At 71.9% G+C, this 20,706-nt stretch carries 17 protein-coding genes; 7 read left to right on the top strand and 10 right to left on the bottom strand.

What is annotated here, in order from left to right:
- The 4 genes from edd (at position 1) to lepB (ending at position 4,795) form a co-directional block, all read left to right on the top strand.
- On the top strand, positions 1-1,902 hold the full coding sequence (edd, locus tag H4W81_RS08365; RefSeq protein ID WP_192774263.1) for a phosphogluconate dehydratase: 1,902 nt from the start codon (positions 1-3) through the stop codon (positions 1,900-1,902).
- A 130-nt stretch (positions 1,903-2,032) separates the two neighbouring features.
- Positions 2,033-2,998: a glucokinase gene (locus tag H4W81_RS08360; RefSeq protein WP_192774262.1), complete on the top strand. Its 966-nt coding sequence runs from the start codon at positions 2,033-2,035 to the stop codon at positions 2,996-2,998.
- Positions 2,995-3,606 carry a bifunctional 4-hydroxy-2-oxoglutarate aldolase/2-dehydro-3-deoxy-phosphogluconate aldolase gene (eda, locus tag H4W81_RS08355; RefSeq protein WP_192774261.1) on the top strand — a complete coding sequence of 204 codons (612 nt, stop codon included), beginning with the start codon at positions 2,995-2,997 and terminating at the stop codon, positions 3,604-3,606. The genes H4W81_RS08360 and eda overlap by 4 nt, the downstream gene beginning before the upstream one ends.
- Positions 3,607-4,072: 466 nt before the next feature.
- Positions 4,073-4,795: a signal peptidase I gene (lepB, locus tag H4W81_RS08350; protein WP_192774260.1), complete on the top strand. Its 723-nt coding sequence runs from the start codon at positions 4,073-4,075 to the stop codon at positions 4,793-4,795.
- Positions 4,796-4,802: 7 nt separating this feature from the next.
- Here the strand turns inward: lepB and H4W81_RS08345 are convergent, their stop codons facing one another.
- Both H4W81_RS08345 and H4W81_RS08340 read right to left on the bottom strand, forming a co-directional pair.
- Positions 4,803-5,471, bottom strand: a complete 669-nt coding sequence (locus H4W81_RS08345) for a response regulator transcription factor (protein ID WP_192774259.1) — start codon at positions 5,469-5,471, stop codon at positions 4,803-4,805.
- Positions 5,464-7,188, bottom strand: coding sequence for a sensor histidine kinase (locus tag H4W81_RS08340; protein ID WP_192774258.1), 1,725 nt, complete (start codon positions 7,186-7,188; stop codon positions 5,464-5,466). Before H4W81_RS08340 ends, H4W81_RS08345 begins: the two co-directional genes overlap by 8 nt.
- Before the next feature lie 110 nt (positions 7,189-7,298).
- Here H4W81_RS08340 and H4W81_RS08335 point away from each other — a divergent pair, with 110 nt between their 5' ends.
- Positions 7,299-8,663: a Cpe/LpqF family protein gene (locus H4W81_RS08335; RefSeq protein WP_192774257.1), complete on the top strand. Its 1,365-nt coding sequence runs from the start codon at positions 7,299-7,301 to the stop codon at positions 8,661-8,663.
- Between the two features lie 22 nt (positions 8,664-8,685).
- Here H4W81_RS08335 and H4W81_RS08330 read toward each other — a convergent pair whose 3' ends face one another.
- Genes H4W81_RS08330 through H4W81_RS08310 form a run of 5 tightly spaced genes read right to left on the bottom strand, consistent with a single transcriptional unit; the run spans position 8,686 to position 13,154 of the window.
- Positions 8,686-9,126, bottom strand: a complete 441-nt coding sequence (locus H4W81_RS08330; RefSeq protein ID WP_225958510.1) for an aminoglycoside 6-adenylyltransferase — start codon at positions 9,124-9,126, stop codon at positions 8,686-8,688.
- A 29-nt stretch (positions 9,127-9,155) separates the two neighbouring features.
- Positions 9,156-10,151 carry a LacI family DNA-binding transcriptional regulator gene (locus H4W81_RS08325; RefSeq protein WP_318781606.1) on the bottom strand — a complete coding sequence of 332 codons (996 nt, stop codon included), beginning with the start codon at positions 10,149-10,151 and terminating at the stop codon, positions 9,156-9,158.
- A complete protein-coding gene (locus H4W81_RS08320; protein ID WP_192774256.1) occupies positions 10,148-10,972 on the bottom strand; it encodes a carbohydrate ABC transporter permease in 825 nt (274 codons plus the stop codon). Before H4W81_RS08320 ends, H4W81_RS08325 begins: the two co-directional genes overlap by 4 nt.
- On the bottom strand, positions 10,969-11,841 hold the full coding sequence (locus H4W81_RS08315; protein ID WP_192774255.1) for a carbohydrate ABC transporter permease: 873 nt from the start codon (positions 11,839-11,841) through the stop codon (positions 10,969-10,971). Before H4W81_RS08315 ends, H4W81_RS08320 begins: the two co-directional genes overlap by 4 nt.
- The gene (locus H4W81_RS08310; protein WP_192774254.1) at positions 11,838-13,154 is read right to left on the bottom strand and encodes an ABC transporter substrate-binding protein; all 1,317 of its coding nucleotides are present in this window, start codon (positions 13,152-13,154) and stop codon (positions 11,838-11,840) included. Before H4W81_RS08310 ends, H4W81_RS08315 begins: the two co-directional genes overlap by 4 nt.
- Positions 13,155-13,345: 191 nt before the next feature.
- On the opposite strand from H4W81_RS08310, the gene H4W81_RS08305 reads away from it, so the two are divergent.
- Positions 13,346-15,307: a beta-galactosidase gene (locus H4W81_RS08305; RefSeq protein WP_192774253.1), complete on the top strand. Its 1,962-nt coding sequence runs from the start codon at positions 13,346-13,348 to the stop codon at positions 15,305-15,307.
- 153 nt (positions 15,308-15,460) lie between these two features.
- The gene (locus tag H4W81_RS08300) at positions 15,461-17,167 is read left to right on the top strand and encodes a serine/threonine-protein kinase (RefSeq protein ID WP_192774252.1); all 1,707 of its coding nucleotides are present in this window, start codon (positions 15,461-15,463) and stop codon (positions 17,165-17,167) included.
- 6 nt (positions 17,168-17,173) lie between these two features.
- Here the strand turns inward: H4W81_RS08300 and H4W81_RS08295 are convergent, their stop codons facing one another.
- The 3 genes from H4W81_RS08295 to H4W81_RS08285 are packed head-to-tail and all read right to left on the bottom strand — an operon-like array spanning position 17,174 to position 20,627.
- Positions 17,174-18,067, bottom strand: coding sequence for an adenosine kinase (locus H4W81_RS08295; protein ID WP_192774251.1), 894 nt, complete (start codon positions 18,065-18,067; stop codon positions 17,174-17,176).
- Positions 18,068-18,088: 21 nt separating this feature from the next.
- The gene (locus H4W81_RS08290) at positions 18,089-19,111 is read right to left on the bottom strand and encodes a LacI family DNA-binding transcriptional regulator (RefSeq protein ID WP_192774250.1); all 1,023 of its coding nucleotides are present in this window, start codon (positions 19,109-19,111) and stop codon (positions 18,089-18,091) included.
- Between the two features lie 10 nt (positions 19,112-19,121).
- Positions 19,122-20,627 (bottom strand): glycoside hydrolase family 13 protein, encoded by a 1,506-nt coding sequence (locus H4W81_RS08285; protein ID WP_192774249.1) that lies wholly within the window; start codon positions 20,625-20,627, stop codon positions 19,122-19,124.
- Positions 20,628-20,706: the final 79 nt, after the last annotated feature.

The following is a 20,706-nucleotide window of genomic DNA, read 5'->3' as shown; positions in this document are numbered from 1 at the left end:
GTGAATCCGACTATCCAGCAGGTGACCGAGCGGGTGGCCGCGCGCTCCCGTGCCAGCCGTACCGTCTATCTGGAACGGATCAGGCGCGAGGGCGCGCTGGCCCGCGAGCGCGGGCCGGCCCGCGCGCACCTCGGGTGCGCGAACCTGGCGCACGGCTTCGCCGCCGCCTCCGCCGAGGACAAGCCCCTGCTCCGGGGGACGGCCAAGCCCGGCGTGGCGATCGTGACCAGCTACAACGACATGCTGAGCGCGCACCAGCCGTACGAGACCTACCCGGGCGAGCTCAAGACGGCCGTGCGGAAGGCGGGCGGCGTCGCGCAGGTCGCCGGCGGCGTGCCCGCCATGTGCGACGGCATCACGCAGGGCCGCGCGGGCATGGAGCTGTCGCTCTACAGCCGTGACGTCATCGCCATGTCGACCGCGATCGCGCTCTCGCACGACATGTTCGACTCCTCCCTCATGCTCGGCGTCTGCGACAAGATCGTGCCCGGGCTGCTGATCGGCGCGCTGCACTTCGGGCACCTGCCCGCGGTGTTCGTGCCCGCCGGCCCGATGACCTCGGGGCTGCCGAACAAGGTCAAGGCCCGCACCCGCCAGCTGTTCGCCGAAGGCAAGGTCGGAAGGGACGAGCTGCTCGACGCCGAGTCGAAGTCCTACCACTCCCCCGGCACCTGCACCTTCTACGGCACCGCCAACTCCAACCAGGTGATGATCGAGGTGATGGGCCTGCACCTGCCGGGCGCCACCTTCGTCAACCCGCACACCGAGCTGCGCCACGCCCTCACCGAGGCGGCGGGCGCGCGGGCGGTCGAGATCACCGCGCACGGCGCCGAGTACGCCCCCGTCGGAGAGGTCGTCGACGAGAAGGCGATCGTCAACGCCTGCGTCGCGCTGCTGGCCACCGGCGGCTCCACCAACCACACCCTGCACCTGGTCGCCATCGCGGCCGCCGCGGGCATCGTGCTGACCTGGGACGACCTGGCCGAGCTGTCGAAAGTCGTGCCCTCGCTGACGAAGATGTACCCCAACGGCCAGGCGGACGTGAACCACTTCCGCGACGCCGGCGGCATGCAGGTGCTGATCGGCGACCTGCTGGACAACGGCCTGCTGCACGGCGACGTGCTGACGATCGCAGGCCGCGGTCTCGACCACTACCGGTCGGCACCCTCGCTGAAGGAGGGCGCGCTGGTGTGGGAGGAGGTCACCTCCGGCAGCGCCGACCTCGACGTGCTGCGCCCCGTCGCCGAGCCGTTCTCGGCCGACGGCGGCATCCACATGCTGGAGGGCAACCTGGGCTGCGCGGTCAGCAAGGTCTCGGCGGTCAAGCCCGAGCACCTGGTGGTCGAGGCGCCCGCCAAGGTCTTCGACGACCAGCTGCAGCTGCTGCGCGCCTTCGAGGCGGGAGAGCTGGACGGGCAGGACTTCGTCGCGGTCATCCGCTACCAGGGCCCCTCGGCCAACGGCATGCCCGAGCTGCACAAGCTCACGCCGCCGATGGCGGTGCTGCTCGACAGGGGGCAGCGGGTGGCGATCGTGACCGACGGCAGAATGTCGGGCGCGTCGGGCAAGGTGCCCGCGGCCATCCACTTGTCGCCCGAGGCGGCCGACGGCGGCCCCATCGCACTGGTGCGCGAGGGCGACCTCATCAGGCTCGACTCGGCCGCTGGGACGCTGGACGTGCTGGCCGACCTGTCGGGCCGTACCCCCGAGGGGCGCGCGCTCAGCGACGCGGAGTGGGTCGGCACGGGCCGCGAGCTGTTCTCCGCCTTCCGCCGGATGGCGGGGCACGCCGAGCACGGGGCGAGCGTCTTCGGGGTCAACGGCGCCGAGTCTCCCACCCACGGTCCCGGCCTCGGCTTCGCCGCCCCCGCGGGCTTCGCGCACTCCGAGGTAGCCGAGTGAGCCCCACCCCCCAGGGTCAGGCCCTCCGGAAGACCCCCACCACCACCCACCACCCTTTCCTCCGGAAGACCTCCACCACCACCCATCGTCCGGCCCGCCGGAAGGTCGGGGTGCTCCTCGGGGGTGCGGGGTGAGGAGCTTCGACCTGCCCTGGCTCGTGGCCGACATCGGGGGCACCAACGCCAGGTTCGGGATCGTCACCGAGCCCGGCGCCCCGCCCACCGAGGTGGCCGTCCTGGCCGGAGCCGACCACGCCACGCTTCCCGACGCCGTAGCCGCCTATCTCGCAGACCATGCGGGCGGAGTGCGGCCGGGAGCGGCGTGCCTGGCGGTGGCGGGCCCGATCGACGGCGACGGCTACCGGCTGACCAACCTGCCGTGGACGGGTTCGGTGCGCGACCTCGGCATCCCGTACGCGACGCTGCTCAACGACTTCGAGGCGCTGGCGCTGTCGCTGCCGCACCTGGCCGGTGACGACCTGCTCGCGCTGGGCGGGCCCGCGCCCGTGCGGGGGGTCAAGGCCGTCCTCGGGCCCGGCACCGGGCTCGGGGTGGCGGGGCTGGTGCCGTCCGAGCGCGGCTGGGTGCCCGTCCCCGGCGAGGGAGGGCACGTCACCGTGCCCGTGCTGGACGACCGCGACCTGGAGGTGGTCCGCGTCCTGCGGGCGGGCGGCATGCCGCACGTGGTGGCCGAGGACCTGCTCTCGGGCCCTGGACTGTCACGCCTGCACGGCGCCCTCGCGGTGGTGAACGGCGTCTCCGCGCCCAGGCTGACCGCCTCCGACATCGTCGCCAGGCTCGACGACTCGCTGTGCGCGGAGACGGTCGAGGTGTTCTGCGGCATGCTCGGCAGCTTCGCCGGCAACGTGGCGCTGACCCTCGGCGCCCGGGGCGGGGTCTATCTCGGCGGCGGCGTGCTGCCCCGTATCGTGGAGCGGGTTCGCGCCAGCGACTTCCGCCGCCGGTTCGAGGCCACGCCCCATCTCGTCGACTACCTGTCGGCCATCGCGACCACTCTGATCGTCGCGCCGCAACCGGCGCTCACCGGCGCGGCCGCGTGGCTGGCGCAGCAATCGTTGAAGGAGCTCGTCCCATGAGTCTGCTCGACCTCGCCCCCGTGGTGCCCGTCGTCGTCATCGACGATGTGGAGACCGCCGTGCCGCTGGCGCGTGCCCTGGTCGCGGGCGGGCTGCCGGTCATCGAGGTCACCCTGCGCACCAAGGGCGCGCTGGAGGCCATCGCCCGCATCGCCGCCGAGGTGCCCGACGCGGTGATCGGCGCGGGCACGGTCCGGACGTCCGCCGACGTCTCGGCGTCCGTCGGGGCCGGGGCGAAGTTCCTGGTGTCTCCCGGGACGACCCCCTCACTGGTGGACGGCCTGCTGGCGAGCGGAGTACCCTTCCTGCCTGGCGCCGCGACCGCCTCGGAGGTCATGGCCCTGGCCGAGCGTGGCATCACGGAGCTGAAGTTCTTCCCCGCCGAGGCCGCGGGCGGCCTGCCGTACCTCAAGTCGCTGGCGGGGCCGCTGCCCGACGTCAGGTTCTGTCCCACGGGCGGCATCAGGCTCGAGACCGCGCGCGACTACCTCGCGCTGCCGAACGTCGGCTGCGTGGGCGGCACCTGGCTCACCCCCGCCGACGCGCTGGCGGCCGGTGACTGGGACCACGTGCGCAGGCTCGCCGCGGAGGCGGCCGCGCTGCGCTGAGAGCGACCGAGACTCGTCGGCGGGACAACCTCCCTCGCCCGCCGCCGGCCATGGGCGCGCCGCGACCCGGCGCAGGGCTCGTGGACAGGCCCATGGGCGCGAACCCGCGCCCATGGGCCTTTCCGCTGTCCGCGGGCGGGTGAACCGCTGGGACGCGGCTCCCGGCGGTATCATCGCGGGATGGGCGTGCCGAGTGAAGCGATCTCCGCCATCCGCCTCGCGCACGCGAGCCTTCCGCCCGCGGCCGCCCACCCCACCCCCGGTTCCGCCGCCGTGGCCCGCCGCGGCGCGGCTCCCCGTCCACGCGGGACGGCCGCGCTCCACAAAGGCGGGCATACGCCGACTTGACGCGGAGCACGAGAGGATTCGAATTGACTGTTCGGCGTGAGATCAGGAAGCTGAGCTGTCCCATCAGCGATGATGGAAGCATCAACCATGGCGACGAAACGCCTTCCGGGGGGACGAGGTGGACGTGATCGGTGAAGACGCGCAGCAACGCGCCGAGGGCGGCAAGAGCAACAAGAAGAAGGGCTCCTCGTGGAAGGAGCTGCCGATCCTCGTCGTCGTGGCTCTCGGCCTCGCTCTGCTGATCAAGACGTTCATCGTCCAGCCGTTCTACATCCCGTCGGAGTCGATGGAGAACACCCTGCTGATCAACGACAGGGTGCTGGTGAACAAGCTCGTCTACCACACGCGCGACATCGAGCGCGGCGACGTCATCGTCTTCAACGGCGAAGACTCGTGGGACCCCGAGGTCGTCACCGAGGAGCCGACCAACCCGGTCACCGGCGCGCTGCGCTGGGTGGGCGAGCTGTTCGGCCTGGTGCCGGGCGAGAAGGACTACATCAAGCGGGTCATCGGCGTGGCGGGCGACACCGTCAAGTGCTGCGACTCCAAGGGCCGCATCACCGTCAACGGCGTGCCGCTGGACGAGTCGAGCTACCTCTTCCCCGGTGACGAGGCCTCCGACCGGCAGTTCGAGGTGAAGGTGCCCGCGGGGAGGCTGTGGGTGATGGGCGACCACCGCTCGGTCTCCTACGACTCGCGGGGCCACATCGGCGACCCTGGCGGCGGCACGATCCCGGTCGACAACGTGCTGGGCAGAGCGTTCGTGATCATGTGGCCGGTGACGCGGTGGAGCTCTCTCGACATCCCCGCGACCTTCGGCCAGGCGGGTCTGAAGAAGTGACCGGGGGTCACGGCCCCAGGTAGGCGAGGACGGCGGCGACGCGACGGTGGACGTCGCCGCTGTTCTCCAGGCCCAGCTTGGTGAAGATGGCGTTGACGTTCTTCTCCACCGACGACACCGACAGGTGCAGGGCCCGCGCGATCCCGCCGTTCGACCTCCCCCTGGCCATCTCGCGCAGCACGTCGCGCTCGCGCGGCGTCAGCTCCTCCTGCTCGGCCCGCACCGCCCGCCTGGCCAGCAGGCCCTCCACGACCTTGGGGTCGATCACCGACCCGCCGGAGGCGACCGCCCTGATCGCGCCGAGCAGCTCCTCCAGGTCGCCCACCCGGTCCTTGAGCAGGTAGGCGAAGCCCTCGGTGCCGTGCTTGAACAGCTCGAAGGCGAACAGCGCGTCGGAGTACTGCGACAGCACCACCACGCCGACACCCGGATGCTCGGCGTGGACGCGGTGGGCGGCGTCGATGCCCTCGAAACCGGCCCGCCACGCGCCGCCAGGCATCCGGATGTCGGTGACGACGACGTCGGGGCCCAGCCTGCGCACCGCGTCGAGCAGCTCGTCGGCGTCGCCGACCGCTCCCACGACGCTGACCTCGCCCGACAGCTCGAGCAGCCGTCTGGTCCCCTCCCGCACCAGGTAGTGGTCGTCGGCCACCACCGTGCGCAGCCGCTCACCCATCGACCGGCACCCACGCCGTCATCCGCGTTCCCCTTCCCGAACCGGCCTGCAGGTCCAGCCCTCCGCCAAGGGCGTCGAGGCGGTCGGCGAGCGTGGCCAGGCCGCGCCGCGCGGTGGTGGCGGGGTCGAAGCCCCTGCCGTCGTCGACGACGCGGGCGCGCAGACGGCCGCCCTCTCGGTCGAGCCTGACCTCTATTCGCGTGGCGGCGGCGTGCTTGAGCGCGTTGGTCACGGCCTCGCTGACGGTGAAGTACATCGCGCCCTCCACCTCGTCGGAGAAGCGGGTGGCGCGCAGGCCCTCGCCCGCGCTCACCTTGGTGGGCACCGGCAACTTCGCGCAGCGCTCCTCGACCGCCTCGACCAGACCGCCCTGCCCGAGCGCGGAGGGGTGGATCCCGGCGGCGAGCTCGCGCAGGTCGGTGAGGGTCTGGCGGGCCTGCTCGCGCAGCTCGGCGAGCAGTTCGGCGCCGCCGCCCGTGGCCCTGGCCAGTTCGAGCCCGGCGATCAGGGCGACGAGCTGCTGCTGCACGCCGTCGTGGATGTTGCGTTCGATGCGCCGCCGCTCGGCCTCCTGGGCGTTGACCAGGCGCGCGGCCAGCCCTTCGCTCTGGATGGCCAGCCCCGCCGGTACGGCCAGCGCCTCGAGGAAGCGGCGGTCCTCGGCGGTGAGCCTGCCGCGCTCCCTTGGACCGCACTCCAGCTGGCCGAGCCCGCCCCTGACCGGCACGACGAGCGCGGCGGGACCCTCCTCCGTTCCCGCGACGACGCGGGTGCCGTCGGCCAGCCGTACGGCCGCCCAGGTGGTGGCGAGCGCCGAGCGCACGGCCGCCGCCAGCCTGCCGATCAGCGCCACCGGCTCGGGGCGCTCCTCCATGGCCGAGCCCAGGCTGGAGAGCACCTCGCCGACCGAGGGCCGCACGTCGAAGACGAACAGCAGCCGGGAGCCCCGAATCCCGATCTTGATGTCGAGGAGCCGGTGGCGGACGACCGCGACGCCGATCGCGGCGGGCAGCGACCCGAGGGTGCCGGCCACCCCGGCCACTCCCCATCCGGCATCGCCGCCCACGATGAAGACCGTGAGCGAGACGAAGGACACGGCGTTGGCGATCGCGCCTGCGACCACCCACGCGTACTGCCCGCGCTCGGTGACCGCGCTGCGCCGCCAGCGTACGACCAGTCCCACCAGCACGATGAGGGCCATGACCCACGAAAGGGCCTGCCCGAGCCCGCCCACGACGGCCGCCGGTATCGACACGGGCGGGGTCCACGGTCCCGAGAGCGGCCACGCCAGCGCGACGCCGAGCGCGTGGGCGGCGATCGTGCCCGCCGAGATCCACGCGACGGGCCGCCACCTTCTGGAAGGCAGCCGCCCTTCGGGGAACAGCAGCGGCACGAAGATCGAGTTCAACCCGAAGTACACGGCGAACAGCGCCGTCAGCCAGCCGGGCACGCCCGCGGGCGGCCCGGCCCTGAGCGCGATGCCGACGCCGAGCGAGCCGAGGCCCAGGGACACCGCGGTGGCCAGCAGCAGCCAGCCGTAGGGGCTGAAGGGCCGCCTGACGGCCAGCAGCCAGCCGAGTGCGGGAGTGACGAAGCCGAGCAGGATGAAGGCGAGCTGGGACGGAGGCGGGGGCAGCCCCGACTCCAGCAGCGCGCCGGCGGTCAGGCTCGCGACGGCGATCACCGCGAGGAGCCCGGCCATCAACCTCGAACCCATGAGCACCCATCGTGGTGAGAAAGCCGGGGGGAGTCTATGAGGTTAACCGCACACTTGACGATGCGGCTGGCCTGGTGGGCGCGCGAGGCCCTGCTCGCTTGCATGGGGGCATGAGATCCGTTGCCGTCTCCGTGACCGCCTCCTCGCTGCTGCTGACGGCGTGCGCCGCCGCGCCCTCGGCACTGGCCTCCCCGACCCCGTCGGCGGCCACCCCCTTCACCGCGACCTCCGTCACCGCCACCGCCTTCACCCCGTCCGCCGCCACGCGCGACGTCCCCATCCCCGACACTCCCGCCGGCCGGCAGCTGAGCTGGCTGATGTCCGTCCTTCCCGACGCGCCGGTGCCTGAGCCGCAGCTCGTCGAGCACTTCTCCGCGTTGATGCTCGCCGCCATACCGCCGGCCCAGCTCAACGCCAGCCTGGTCAGCGCCAAGGACCTGCGCCTCCTCAAGATCATCCACTCGGCGGACAGGGCGCTCGTCACCGAGGTCACGACGGGCGGCAAGACGCTCTGGATGGAGCTGACGGTCGATGCGGAGGGCAAGATCTCCGGGCTGCGGCTGACGCCTCCCGTCACCCCGAAGCCCACGCCCACGAGCTGGAAGGAGATCGACGAGCGGGTTCGCAAGGTGGCGCCGAGGGTGAGCTTCATGGCCGCCGAGATCACCCGTGACGGGCGCTGCGTGCCCGTGCGCGCACTGGCCCCGCGCACCGCCAGGCCGATGGGCTCGATGTTCAAGCTCCATGTGCTGGAGGCGGTCGCCAAGAGGATCCCGAACTGGGACGCCAAGCTGACGATCAAGCCCTCGCTCAAGAGCCTGCCGAGCGGCGAGCTGCAGGACAGGCCCGACAACAGCGAGGTGACCGTGCGAGAGGCGGCCATGCTGATGATCGGCATCAGCGACAACACCGCCAGCGACCTGCTCATCCACAAGGTCGGCAGGAAGGCGGTCGAGGCCACCCAGTCGCGCAACGTCCCCTTCCTCACCACGCGCGAGATGTTCGCGCTCAAGGGGACCGCCTATCCCGAGCATGCCAAGCGCTACCTGTCGCTGGGCGAGAAGCAGCGGCGGGCCTACCTGGACAAGGTGGTCGCCAGGATCCCGCTCGGGGAGATCAAACCGTGGATCTCACCGAGGGAGCTGGACACCATCGAGTGGTTCGGCACCCCCGCCGACGTGTGCGCGGCCCATGCCAGGCTGCGCGTCCTGGACGACAAGCGCGTCGGCAGGGTCATGTCGCAGAGCGACGCGGGGCTCGGCCTCGACGCCAAGAAGTGGCGTCCCGCCTGGTTCAAGGGCGGCTCGGAGGCGGGCGTGGTGGCGCTGGGCCACTCGGCCACGACGAAGGACGGACGCACCTTCTTCGTCACCACGATGGCCTCCGACACCAAGGCGCCGCTGGACGAGGGCAACGTGGCCACCGAGGCGCTCGCGCTGGCCAAGGGCGCCTTCGAGCTAATGGGCAAGGGCTGAGAGCCTCCTGGCGAGGTCCTCGTCACGGACCTCGCCGAGCAGGGCGCGGGTGGCCGCGCGCAGGGCGCGCCTGAGCTCGGCCGGATCGAGGGCGCGCACCAGCGTCTCGCCGAGGACGTCGGTGACCTCGGCTGGCAGCCGGTCCGCGCCCTTGGCGTAGGCGGTGGCCAGGCCAAGGACCCACCTCCAGCAGGTCCGCCAGCAGGAAGGCGCGGTAGGTGGCGGTGCCCGAGCGCAGGTCGAAGTGGTGCAGCGCGCCCAGCTCCCCGTAGACGAAGGCGGTCCAGTCGCGCAGGACCTCCTCCACGGAGGTCACCCCGAGGAAGAGGTCGACGTCCGACCAGCGGTCCTCGGCGTCGCGGGCCGCCGAGCCGGTCAGGGCGGCGCCCGTGACGCGCTGGTCGGCGCGGGCCCGGTCCAGGAGCAGGGCGCGGACGTGGCGGCGGCGATCTTCGGTGAACACGGTCAGCCACCCTAACGGCGGTCAGGCGGTCAGGCGGACTCGCGGATGACCAGCTCCGTCGGCAGTATCACCGGCTCGACGTCCGTCGCCCCGTCGATCAGCGCCAGCAGCAGGCTGACCGTCTCCTCCGCCACCCTGGCCAGCGGCTGGCGGATGGTGGTGAGAGGCGGGTGGGTGGAGACGGCGACGGAGGAGTCGTCGAAACCGCCGACCGCGACGTCGTCGGGGACCCGGCGCCCCGCCGCCCGCAGCGCCGCCAGGGCTCCGGCGGCCATCAGGTCGGAGGCGACGAAGACGGCGTCGAGATCGGGAGAGCGCTCGAGGAGTTCGGTCATCGCCCGCTCGCCGCTGGCGCGCGACCAGTCGCCGTGGGCGATGAGCCGCTTGGACGCCTTGCGGCCGAGCACGTCGGCGAAGCCCTCGAGGCGTTGCGTGCCGCCGGGGGTGTCCATGGGGCCGGTGATCATCGCGATGCGCCTGCGTCCCTGCTCGACGAGGTAGGAGGCCATCTGACGGGCGCCGAGGCGCTCGTCGGCCGCGGCGTAGGGGATGACGTTCTCCCAGCCGATGACCGCGCCCTGGGCCACGACGGGAACGTCCGTGCCGAGCGCGCCGACGAGGGGGTCGCCCGCGTGGGTGGAGACGAGGAAGACCCCGTCGGCGTGACCGCCCTTGACGTAGCGGATCACCCGCTGCCTGTCGCCGTCGTCTCCGGCCATCATCATGACGAGCGAGACGTCGCGTTCGGCCAGGCGGCGCACCGCCGTACGGATGAGGACGCTGTAGTTGGGGTCCTCGAAGATCTTCTCGTGCGGGTCGGACAGCACCATGACCACCGAGCCGGTCTTCTGCGTGACCAGGCTGCGCGCGGCGCGGTTGACGACGTAGCCGGTCTCGGCGATCGCCCTCTCGGTGGCCGCGCGGGCCGCCGCGCTGACGTACTTGTCGCCGTTCAGCACGCGCGACACCGTGCCGCGGGAGACTCCCGCGGCGGCGGCGACGTCGTGGATGGTGGGACGCTTCACTTGACGGCTCCGGAGGACAGGTCGGTCCTCCAGTATCGCTGCATCGTCAGGAACAGCGCGATCAAGGGGACGATCGACAGCAGCGCGCCGGTCAGGATCAGGTTGTAGAGGGTGGGCTGGTTGGCCCCCGCCGCGAGCAGGGTGTAGAGGCCGACGGTGAGTGGGAACTTGCCGTCGTCGCCGAGCATGATGAACGGCAGCAGGAAGTTGTTCCAGATCGCCACGAACTGGAACAGGAAGATGGTCACCATGCCGGGCACCATGAGCGGGATCGCCACCCTGCTCATCAGCCGCCACTCCCCCGCGCCGTCGAGCCTGCCCGCCTCCAGCAGCGAGTCGGGGATGGCCGCGGTGGCGTAGATGCGGGCCAGGTAGATGCTGTAAGGGTGCAGGATCTGCGGTAGCAGCACCGCCCAGTAGGTGTCGGCCAGGCCGACCCGGGAGAAGAGCAGGTACTGCGGGATCGCCAGCACGACGGCGGGGACCAGGATGCCGCCGATGAGCAGGTTGAAGATCGCGTTGCGGCCCGGGAAGCGGTACTTCGCCAGGGCGAATCCGGAGACCGCGCTGACCGCGGTCGACAGCAGCGCGCCGCCGCCCGCGTAGAGCAGGGTATTGGCCATCCACAGCCAGAACACCCCTTCGCGGTAGGCGAAGAGCTCCTCGATGTTCGACAGCAGCCCCGTGCCGGGCGTCAGGGTGGAGGTGGTGAACAGCTCGGCGGGCGACTTGGTGGCCGCCACCAGGACCCAGCTCACCGGGAACAGGCAGTAGATCGCGCCCAGGAGCAGCAGCCCTGTCGGCGCCAGGCGCCTGGTCATGACTCCTCCCCGAAGGCGTGCCCGCGCACCACGCGCAGGAAGCCGAACGACAGCACGAGCGAGACGGCCGCGATGACGATCGAGGTGGCGGCGGCCGAGTAGAGGTCGCCGGTGACGAACGCGTCGCGGTAGACCTTCATGAGCGGGCTCCAGGTCGAGCTGATGGCGTTGGTGAGCGGCCGCAGCGTGGTCGGCTCGGTGAAGACCTGGATGGTCGCGATGACCGAGAAGACCGTGGTCAGGATGATCGCGGGGACCAGGATGGGGATCTTGACCCGGAGCGCGATCTGCGTCTCGGTGGCGCCGTCGATCCGGGCCGCCTCGTACAGCTCGCGCGGGATGGCGCGCAGCGTGGTGTAGAGGACGAGCATGTTGAAGCCGACCCCGCCCCATACGGCGATGTTGGCCATGGAGAAGGTCACGGCCGACGCGCTGAGGAAGCCGAGCCCGAAGGGGCTGAGCGAGGGCAGGTAGAGGAAGCCCCACAGCAGGGTGGCGGCCACGCCGGGAACCGCGTAGGGAAGGAAGATCGCGATCCGCGAGAACCTGGCCAGCCGTACGTGGGCGGAGTCGAGCAGGAGCGCGAACAGCAGGGCCAGGCCCAGCATCACGACCAGCACCAGCGCGCCGTACCCCAGCACGCGCAGCCAGCCCGCCCAGAGCTCGCCGTCGGTGACGGCGGCGGCCAGGTTGTCCAGGCCGACGAAGATCTCCTGGCGCGCCCCCTTCCCGAGCCCGAGCCCCGAGACCTTCACCCGGCGCATGGACAGGTACACGGTGTAGCCGATGGGCACCGCGAGGAAGAGCGTGAACAGGACGATCGCGGGTGTCAGGAAGAGGTACGGCGCGGCCTTGACGCGTCGGTTCATGGCGCGATCTGGAAACCGGACTTGCGCATGTCGGCGACCGTCGTCTCCTGCATGGCGCGCACGGCGTCGGAGAAGGACGACCTGGCCTGCACGGCCTTGTCGAAGGAGTCCTTGAAGGCGTTGTAGGTGACGCCGACGTTCGGGCCGAAGGTGAAGCCGCGGGCTCCGGCGGCGACAGTGGCGGCCTGCTGCCAGAAGTCGGGCTGGGTGGAGAAGTAGTCGGGCGCCTCGGTCAGCGCCTGCTGCCCCTTGGCGGACGCGGGGTAGATCGCGGCCTCCTTGACGAGCAGCTCGACGGCCTTGGGGTCGGTGTTGAGCCAGACGGCGAACCGCGCGGCGGCGGCCTGGTGCTTCGACGAGGCCGCGACGGCGACCGACGAGCCGCCCCAGAAACCGCTGTGGTTCTCGCCCGCCCTCCACTGCGGCAGCGGCGCGGCGGCCCACTTGCCCTTGGCCTTGGGCGCGTTGCTCGACAGCGCGCCCGGCGCCCAGATCGCCGACGGCCAGGTGAGCAGCTTGCCGTCGTTGAGCGCCTTGTTCCATTCGGGGGTGAAGTACGGCATGCCGTCGATGACGCCCTCCTTCACCAGGCCGCCCCAGAAGTCGGCGACCCTCGTGGTGGGCTCGTCGGCGACGTTCACCCGCCATGCCTCGCCCTCGATCGCCCACCACCGCGCGCCCGCCTGCTGGGCCAGGCCGGTGAAGGCGCCGGGGTCCTTGCTGGAGAAGGTGCCGAGGAAGACGTCCGGGTCCTGCTTGCGCACCTTGCGCGCGGCCTCGGCGTACTCCTGCCAGGTCTTCGGCACGGCGATGCCGTACTTCTCGAACAGGTCCTTGCGGTAGAAGAGCATCATCGGGCCGCTGTCCTGCGGAATCGCGTAGACGGCGGCGGTGCCGAGCGTGACCTGCCCCCACACGCCCTCGGAGAACTCCGGCTGGGCCGCTCCGGCCGCCGCCTTGAGATCGGCGACCGCGTCGGCGGCGATGAACGAGGGCAGGTGCTGGTACTCGGCCTGCACCAGGTCGGGCGGGTTGCCCGCCTTGGCGGCGGTGAGGAACTTGGCGGCCGCGTCGTCGCCGCCGGCCTGCTTGCTGACGGTGACCTGGATGTCGGGGTGCTCCTGGTTCCAGACCGCGACGATCTTGTCCATGTTGGGGGCCCAGGTCCAGTAGGTGAGCTTCACCGGGCCCTGAGGGGTCGCCTGGGCCGCGTCCGAGGCAGGAGCAGCTTGGGGGGCGGCTTCGGGCGCGGCGCAGCCCGCCGCCGCCAGGGTGACCACGAGCGCGGCCACACCGAGGAGTTTTGTACGCATTTGTCCCTCCGAGCACCGAGATGAGAACTCTAAGCTGTCGGCGGCGTGCCGCAGACTCTGTGAACGTGCACAGACTGGTTGCCGCAGAACGAACCGTCAAGAGGCTGTTACGTTCTCGTTAAAGTCCAGGTGGATTCCCCAATCGAGCGGAGTGCCGCTACTGTGCACGTTCACAGAAGAGGGAGACGTTGATGCGTGACGGGATTGCGTTCGGGGGCGACTACAACCCCGAGCAGTGGCCGCGAGAGGTGCAGGAGGAGGACATCGCCCTCATGCGCGAGGCCGGGGTGAACCTGGTCAGTCTCGGGATGTTCTCCTGGGTGTTGATGGAGCCGGGCGAGGGCCGCTTCGAGTTCGGCTGGCTGGACGAGATCGTCGACCGGCTGCACGCGGCGGGCATCGCGGTGAATCTGGCGACGCCGACGGCCGTGCCGCCCGCGTGGTTCGTCAGGAGGCATCCGGACGCCCTGCCGGTGAACCGCGAGGGCGTGCGCATCGGGTTCGGCGGCCGGCAGAGCGCCTGCTCGAGCTCCCCCGACTTCATCGCGGCCACGTCGCGGCTGGTCACCGCGCTCGCGGGCCACTACAAGGATCATCCGGCGGTGGTGATGTGGCACGTGCACAACGAGTACGGCGCGCCGCTCGGCGAGTGCTACTGCGAGCACAGCGTGCGCGCCTGGCGCGAGTGGCTTCGCCGTACATATCGGGATTTGTCGGGGTTGAACGACGCCTGGGGGACCACGTTCTGGGGGCAGCGGTACACCGACTGGGAGGAGATCGACGCGCCCAGGGCCAACCACACGGCGGTCAACCCGGCCCAGCGCCTCGACTACGCGCGCTTCAGCGACGAGCAGCACCGCGCGCACTACGCCCTGCAGCGCGACCTCATCCGCCAGGTGTCGGACCTGCCGGTGACGACGAACTTCGCCGGGACCGTCAACTGCAAGTCGACCGACCTCTGGCAGTGGGCGCGCGAGGTCGACGTGGTCGCCAACGACCACTACCTGTCGGCCGAGAAGCCGGACAACCACATCGAGCTGGCCATGTCGGCCGACCTCGCCAGGTCGGTGGCGGGCGGCAGGCCGTGGCTGCTGATGGAGCACTCCACCGCGGCGGTCAACTGGCAGCCCCGCAACATCGCCAAGCGCCCCGGCGAGATGCGGCGCAACAGCCTGGCGCACGTGGCGCGCGGGTCGGACAGCGTCATGTTCTTCCAGATCAGGGCCTCGCGGTTCGGCGCGGAGAAGTTCCACTCGGCGGTGATCCCGCACGCGGGCACCGACACGCGGCAGTGGCGCGACGTGGTCGCCCTGGGCGCCGAGGTCCGGGCGCTGGCGGAGGTCGCGGGCAGCGGGGTCGCCGCCGAGGTTGCCGTGGTGTGGGACTGGGAGTCGTGGTGGGCGCTGGAGCTCGACTGGCGGCCCTCGGTCGACGTGACCTTCCGCGAGCGGGTCGACGCCTTCTACGAGGCGCTGTGGCGTGAGCACGTCACCGTGGACTTCGTCCACCCGGCCGCCGACCTGTCGGGCTACCGGCTCGTGGTGGCGCCCAGCTCCTATCTGCTGACCGAGGCGTCGGCGAAGAACCTGCACCGCTACGTCGAGTCGGGCGGGCACCTGCTGGCCTCGTTCTTCTCCGGCATCGTGGACGCCCGCGACACCATCCACCCCGGCGCCTTCCCCGGCGCGCTGCGCGAGGTCCTCGGCCTGTCGGTGGAGGAGTTCCACCCGCTGCGCGAGGACGAGCGCGTGGCCCTGTCCTGCGGCCTGCCGGGAAGGATCTGGTCGGAGCGGGTCAGGCCCGCCGGGGCGCGTCCCCTTCGCGTCTTCGCCGACGGCCCCGACGCGGGGCATCCCGCGCTCACCCGCCACGACCTCGGCGCGGGCAGCGCCTGGTACCTGGCCACCGCGCCGGTCACCGGGCTGCGCGAGCTGCTGGCCGAGGTCCTGGACCACGCGCGCGTCGCCCGCCCCCGCGACCTGCCCGACGACCTGGAGCTGGTACGGCGGGGCGGGCACGTCTTCCTGATCAACCACGGCGACTCCCCCGTCACCGTTGCGGGGGTGAGCGGCGTGAACCTGCTCGACGGCGGCGTCCACGACGGATCCTGCACCGTCCCCGCGGGAGCCGTGGCGGTCGTCCGGGAGAGCTGACCCCCCTCCCCTGCCCTCGCCGGACCGCGGCCCGCGCGGGAGACGCGCCACCCGCGGGCCGTTCCTCGGTTAGAGTTCCGGGTGAATACGGTCATCCGGGCGGAGGACGGTCGGTTGGGACGGCGGGATCACGAAGGCGAGGGAGCGGCGACGGTGGGAACGCCGCTGACCTCTGACGACCCCGCCTCGATCGGGCCGTACCGGCTCGAGAGCCGGCTGGGCTCGGGCGGCATGGGCACGGTCTACCTCGCGCTGGCCCCCGACGGGGCCAAGGTCGCGGTGAAGGCGATCAGGCGCGACTTCGCCGCCGATCCCGTCTACCGGGCGCGCTTCCACGAAGAGGTGTCCAACGCCCGGCGGGTGGCCTCCTTCTGCACCGCCCGCGTGCTCGACCACGGCGACGACGGCGGCCTGCTCTACCTGGTCACCGAGTTCATCGACGGCGTCTCGCTGGAGGACCACCTCATCGAGCACGGCGCGCTGCAGCCTTCGGTGCTGCACTCGGCGGCCGTGGGGGTGGCCGCGGCGCTCACCGCGATCCACGCCGCGGGCCTGGTCCACCGCGACCTGAAGCCGGCCAACGTGATGCTCACGCTCGCCGGGCCCAGGGTGATCGACTTTGGGCTCGCGCGCTCCACACAGGTGGGCTCGCGGCACACCAACGTCGGCCTGGTGATGGGCACCCCGGGGTGGATCGCTCCCGAGCAGGTCTTCGAGGGGCGCACCAGCCCCGCCGCCGACGTGTTCGCCTGGGGGTCGCTGATCGCCTACGCGGGGCTCGGCGGGCACCCGTTCGGCTCGGGTGACGCCTACGTCATGGCCGCGCGCGCCCGCACCGCTCCCCCCGACCTGCGCGGGCTGCCCGCGCCGCTGGACCGGCTCGTGGCGGCCGCCATCCACCCCGATCCCGCGCGGCGTCCGCAGGCGCGGGAGCTGCTGCTGGAGCTGGTGGGCGCGCCCGACATGGCGGGGGCGCAGCTGGCCGCCACCCGTCACCTCACGAACTCGTGGAACCCCGCCGACCTCGGCGTACGGCAGGCGCCCCCGGCTCAGGGCTGGTCGCCGCCGCCTCCCGGCAGGGAACGGCCGCCCACGTCAAGGGAACGGCCGCCCGCGCCACCGGTTCCCCACGCGCCGCCCACCGAGACGACGATCCCGCCGAGGCCCGGCCCGTTCGTGCCGCCCGCGGAGATGACGATCCCGCCGACGGCCACCAGGCGCGGCCCCGTGCCGCACGGCGCGAACCCGGCGGAGACGACGGGCGGCGGGCCGATCCCCTTCCACGCCACGGGGCAGGGACCGCTGCCGCCGCGCCCGCCGTACCAGATGACCGGGCAGGGGCAGCTGCCGCCCAGGCGGTCGCGCATGGGCGGGGTGCTCACCGGGTGCCTGGTCACGGCCGCCGTGGTGGTCGTGCTGGTGCTGCTGCTGATCGCCGCCGTCGCGTGGATCTTCAAGCCGGCCGCCGTCGGGGCGGAGGGTCCCGTGCAGGACGGCAAGCTGCGCTTCACGGTGACGGGGCACAAGTGCGCCAAGCCGGCACGCGCCGCCGAGGTGCGCACGTGCAAGGTGTCGCTCAAGGTCAGCAACATCGGCCAGGAGGGCAGGGTGCTCTACCCCGGCCAGCAGAAGCTGCTCGACGAGGACGACATCAGGCACAGCGCGGCCAAGCTGCTGGACCGGTCGGGCAAGGAGATCCAGCCGATCAGGATCGGGCCCGGCGAGTCGTTCACCGGCGGGCTGGTCTTCGAGCTGCCCAAGGACGCCGACGCGGCCGAGGTGGAGCTGCACGACTCGGGCCTGAGCAGGGGCATCAGGGTCGTCCTCGGCGGAGGGGCCGAGGCGGACGGGCCGGGCTGAGGCGGGTCAGCCCGCCACCGCGCGGCCGAAGCGGGCCAGCAGAGCGGCCTCGGTGATGGGGTTCTCGTGGGTGCCTTCGGAGACGCAGGCGTGGGCCCCCGCTATCGAGCCGAGGCGGGCGCACTCCGCGACCGGCTCGCCACGCAGCAGGCCGTACAGGAAGCCGGAGACGAAGGCGTCACCCGCGCCGTTGGAGTCGACGATCGGTCCGGGCAGCGGCGCGGCGGGGAAGGCGCGCGGGTCGGCGTCGGCGGCGTCGCGGGTGAGGACCAGGCACCCGCGCGGCCCGTCGGTGCACACGACGGTGTGGGCGCGCCCGTGGCGGAGGATGTGGCGCATCGTCGCGGCGGGGTCGGCCAGCGCGGTGGCCGACAGGAACACCAGGTCGGAGCGGTAGGCGAAGTCCTTGTGGTAGTCGGCGGCGCCGTCCCAGTCGTGCAGGTCGGTGGAGATCGGCACGTCCGGCAGGTCGGCGTAGACGTGCCGCGCGAAGTCCGTGATCGAGACGTGCACGTGGCGGGCGCCCTGCAGGTACAGCTCGCGCGGCAGCACCTCGCCCGGCACGCCGCGGGGGTCGAACAGGGAGGTCCTGCGGCCGTCGGGGCCGACCAGCAGCACGCTGCGGCGGGTGCCCGCGGCCGACGGCGCCCAGGCGAAGTCGACGCCGTGGGCGTCGAGGTGCTCCCTGACCAGCCTGCCCTGCGGGTCGTCGCCGATGAGGTCGGCGAAGCGGGTCCTGAGGCCGAGCGCGGCGCAGCCCAGCGCGACACCCGCGCCCGTGTTGCCGATGCGGTCGACGACAGGGGGAACGGCGTAGGTGTCGGCGTAGGGCAGGGGCAGCTCGGGCACGTAGACCGTGGTGTCGACCCCCGCGCCGCCGATGACCAGCACGTCGTACATTCGTCGTCTCCTGGAGGTGGGTCAGCGGTTGACGAGCGGCCCCGAGCCGGTGGAGCCGCGTACCACGAGCTCGGGCTGGAAGATCAGCTCGACGTGCCGCGCCGGCGCCCCGTTGACCTCCTCCAGCAGCGTGGCGACGGCCGCCGAGGCCATGGCGCCGATCGGCTTGCGGACCGTGGTCAGCGGCGGGTCGGTGAAGGCGATCAGCGGGGAGTCGTCGAAGCCGACCACCGACACGTCGCCGGGCACCGCGAGCCCGCGTTCCCTGCACGCCCTGATCGCGCCGAGGGCCATCAGGTCGCTGGCGCAGACGATGCCGGTGCAGCCACTGGCCAGCAGCTGCGCCGCGGCCGCCTGGCCGCCCTCGACGGAGAACAGCGAGTGCGCGACCAGGTCGCCGGCGTTCGTCCCCAGCAGTTGCGTCATCGCCTGCTGGAAGCCCTCGATCTTCCTGATCACCGGCACGAACCTGCGCGGGCCGGTGGCCAGCCCGATGCGCTCGTGGCCGAGGTCGACCAGGTGCTGGACGGCCAGGCGCGAGGCCAGCCGGTCGTCGGGCGAGATGAAGGGCGCGTCGATGTCCGCGTTGTAGCCGTCGACCAGCACGATCGGCAGGCCGCGGTCGGTCAGCCTGGTGTAGCGGTCCATCCGCGCGGTGGTGTCGGCGTGCAGGCCCGAGACGAAGACGATGCCGCTGACGCCCCTGTCGACCAGCAGCTCGGTGAACTCGTCCTCGGGCGCCCCGCCGGGCAGCTGCGTGCACAGGACGGGCGTGTAGCCGTTGTGCGTCAGCGCCTTCTCGATGGCCTGCGCGAAGGCCGGGAAGATCGGGTTGTCCAGCTCGGGTGTCACCAGCCCGATCAGCCCGTTGCTGCGCTGGCGCAGCCGCTGCGGCCGTTCGTAGCCCATGAGGTCGAGCGCGGTCATCACGGCCTGCCGGGTGGAGGAGGAGACGCCCGGCTTGCCGTTGAGCACCCGGCTGACCGTGGCCTCGCTCACCCCTGCCTGGGCGGCGATGTCGGAAAGTCGGGTGTGACCGTTCATGGTGGACACTTTACGCAACCTTGGCTCTCCACCACGTGGTGGAGTCCGGGGCGAGCGTGCCCGGGCGCACCGGCCCGCTGGACAGGACCGGCTCGCCGGGAGCGGGGAAGGCGATCTCCGTGCCGGTGAGGTTGACCGTGCAGACGAAGCCGTCGTCGCGGCAGAAGACCAGCGTGCCCTCGGGCGAGTCCGCCCAGCGCAGCTCGCCCGACACCGCACGGCGCAGGCGCAGCGCCTCGCGGTAGAGCGCGAGCATCGAGCCGGGGTCGCCGCTCTGGGCCTCGACGCTGAGCGGGCCCCATCCGTCCGGCATGGGCAGCCACGGGCGCCGCCAGCCGTATCCGTCAACGGAGGTCCACGGCAGCGGCACCCTGCAGCCGTCGCGCCCGCTGTCGGGGTCGCGCAGCCGCTGGGGGTCGAGGCAGACCTCCTCGGGCAGGTCGAGCACCTCGGGCAGGCCGAGCTCCTCGCCGTTGTAGACGTAGGCGGAGCCGGGCAGCGCGAGCATGAGCAGCGCGGCCGCACGGGCCCTCTCGAGGCTGCCGAAGCGGGTGACGTGCCGCTTGACGTCGTGGTTCGACAGCACCCACGTGGAGGGGGCGCCGACGGAGGCGGCGGTCTCCAGCGACTCGGTGATCACGTGGCGCAGCGCGCCCGCCTCCCACCGCGTGCCCAGGTAGTGGAAGTTGAAAGCCTGGTGGAGCTCGTCGTGGCGGACGTAGCGGGCCAGCCGCTCCGGCGTCGGCGCCCACGCCTCGGCGACGCCGATGCGCTCGCCTGGGTAGGAGTCGAGGATCTTGCGCCAGGAGCGGTGGATCTCGTGGACGGCGTCGTTGTCGAAGTAGGGCACGACGTCGGTGCCGATCATGCGGACCTGGTCGGCGTGGCCGATGTCGGGCAGGCCCTCGGGCTTGACCATGCCGTGCGCGACGTCGACGCGGAAGCCGTCCACGCCCAGGTCGAGCCAGAAGCGCAGGATCGACTCGAACTCGGCGCGCACCTCGGGGTGGTCCCAGTTGAGGTCGGGCTGGCTCGAGTCGAACAGGTGGAGATACCACTGGCCGTCCTCGACCTGCGTCCAGGCCGGGCCGCCGAAGATCGACTCCCAGTCGTTCGGCTGGTCGCGGAAGATGTAGCGGTCGCGGTTGACGCCGCGCAGCGCCTCCTGGAACCAGGGGTGGGCCGAGGAGGTGTGGTTGGGAACGACGTCCACGATCACCCTGATGCCCAGGTCGTGCGCCTCGTCGATGAGCGCCTTGGCGTCGCCGAGCGTGCCGAACAGCGGGTCGACGTCGCGGTAGTCGGCCACGTCGTAGCCGAAATCGGCCATCGGCGAGGTATAGAAGGGCGTGAGCCAGATGGCGTCGACGCCGAGATCGGACAGGTAACCCAGGCGGTCGCGGGCGCCGATCAGGTCACCGACGCCGTCGCCGTTGCCGTCGGCGAAGCTGCGGACGTACACCTGGTAGATCACGGCGTCGCGCCACCAGCAGGTGGCTGCCGAAGTGTGGGTCATGAAAACGTGTCCCCCGAGCTACAGGTTCCTCCTTGTGACGGAACCACCTCATATGAAAGAGCTTGCCGCAAGTTTACGC

Source organism: Nonomuraea africana, assembly GCF_014873535.1.
Lineage (GTDB): Bacteria > Actinomycetota > Actinomycetes > Streptosporangiales > Streptosporangiaceae > Nonomuraea > Nonomuraea africana.
Note: the sequence above shows the minus strand (reverse complement) of the source record. Positions and strands in the feature narration are given on the sequence as shown.

What these genes read in the sequence shown, in the direction of transcription:
- eda (WP_192774261.1), top strand. Translation starts at nt 2,995, where the DNA reads ATGAGTCTGCTCGACCTCGCCCCCGTGGTGCCCGTCGTCGTCATCGAC.
- H4W81_RS08345 (WP_192774259.1), bottom strand. Translation starts at nt 5,471, where the DNA reads ATGGGTGAGCGGCTGCGCACGGTGGTGGCCGACGACCACTACCTGGTG.
- H4W81_RS08340 (WP_192774258.1), bottom strand. Translation starts at nt 7,188, where the DNA reads ATGGGTTCGAGGTTGATGGCCGGGCTCCTCGCGGTGATCGCCGTCGCG.
- H4W81_RS08335 (WP_192774257.1), top strand. Translation starts at nt 7,299, where the DNA reads ATGAGATCCGTTGCCGTCTCCGTGACCGCCTCCTCGCTGCTGCTGACG.
- H4W81_RS08320 (WP_192774256.1), bottom strand. Translation starts at nt 10,972, where the DNA reads ATGACCAGGCGCCTGGCGCCGACAGGGCTGCTGCTCCTGGGCGCGATC.
- H4W81_RS08315 (WP_192774255.1), bottom strand. Translation starts at nt 11,841, where the DNA reads ATGAACCGACGCGTCAAGGCCGCGCCGTACCTCTTCCTGACACCCGCG.
- H4W81_RS08310 (WP_192774254.1), bottom strand. Translation starts at nt 13,154, where the DNA reads ATGCGTACAAAACTCCTCGGTGTGGCCGCGCTCGTGGTCACCCTGGCG.
- H4W81_RS08305 (WP_192774253.1), top strand. Translation starts at nt 13,346, where the DNA reads ATGCGTGACGGGATTGCGTTCGGGGGCGACTACAACCCCGAGCAGTGG.
- H4W81_RS08295 (WP_192774251.1), bottom strand. Translation starts at nt 18,067, where the DNA reads ATGTACGACGTGCTGGTCATCGGCGGCGCGGGGGTCGACACCACGGTC.
- H4W81_RS08290 (WP_192774250.1), bottom strand. Translation starts at nt 19,111, where the DNA reads ATGAACGGTCACACCCGACTTTCCGACATCGCCGCCCAGGCAGGGGTG.
- H4W81_RS08285 (WP_192774249.1), bottom strand. Translation starts at nt 20,627, where the DNA reads ATGACCCACACTTCGGCAGCCACCTGCTGGTGGCGCGACGCCGTGATC.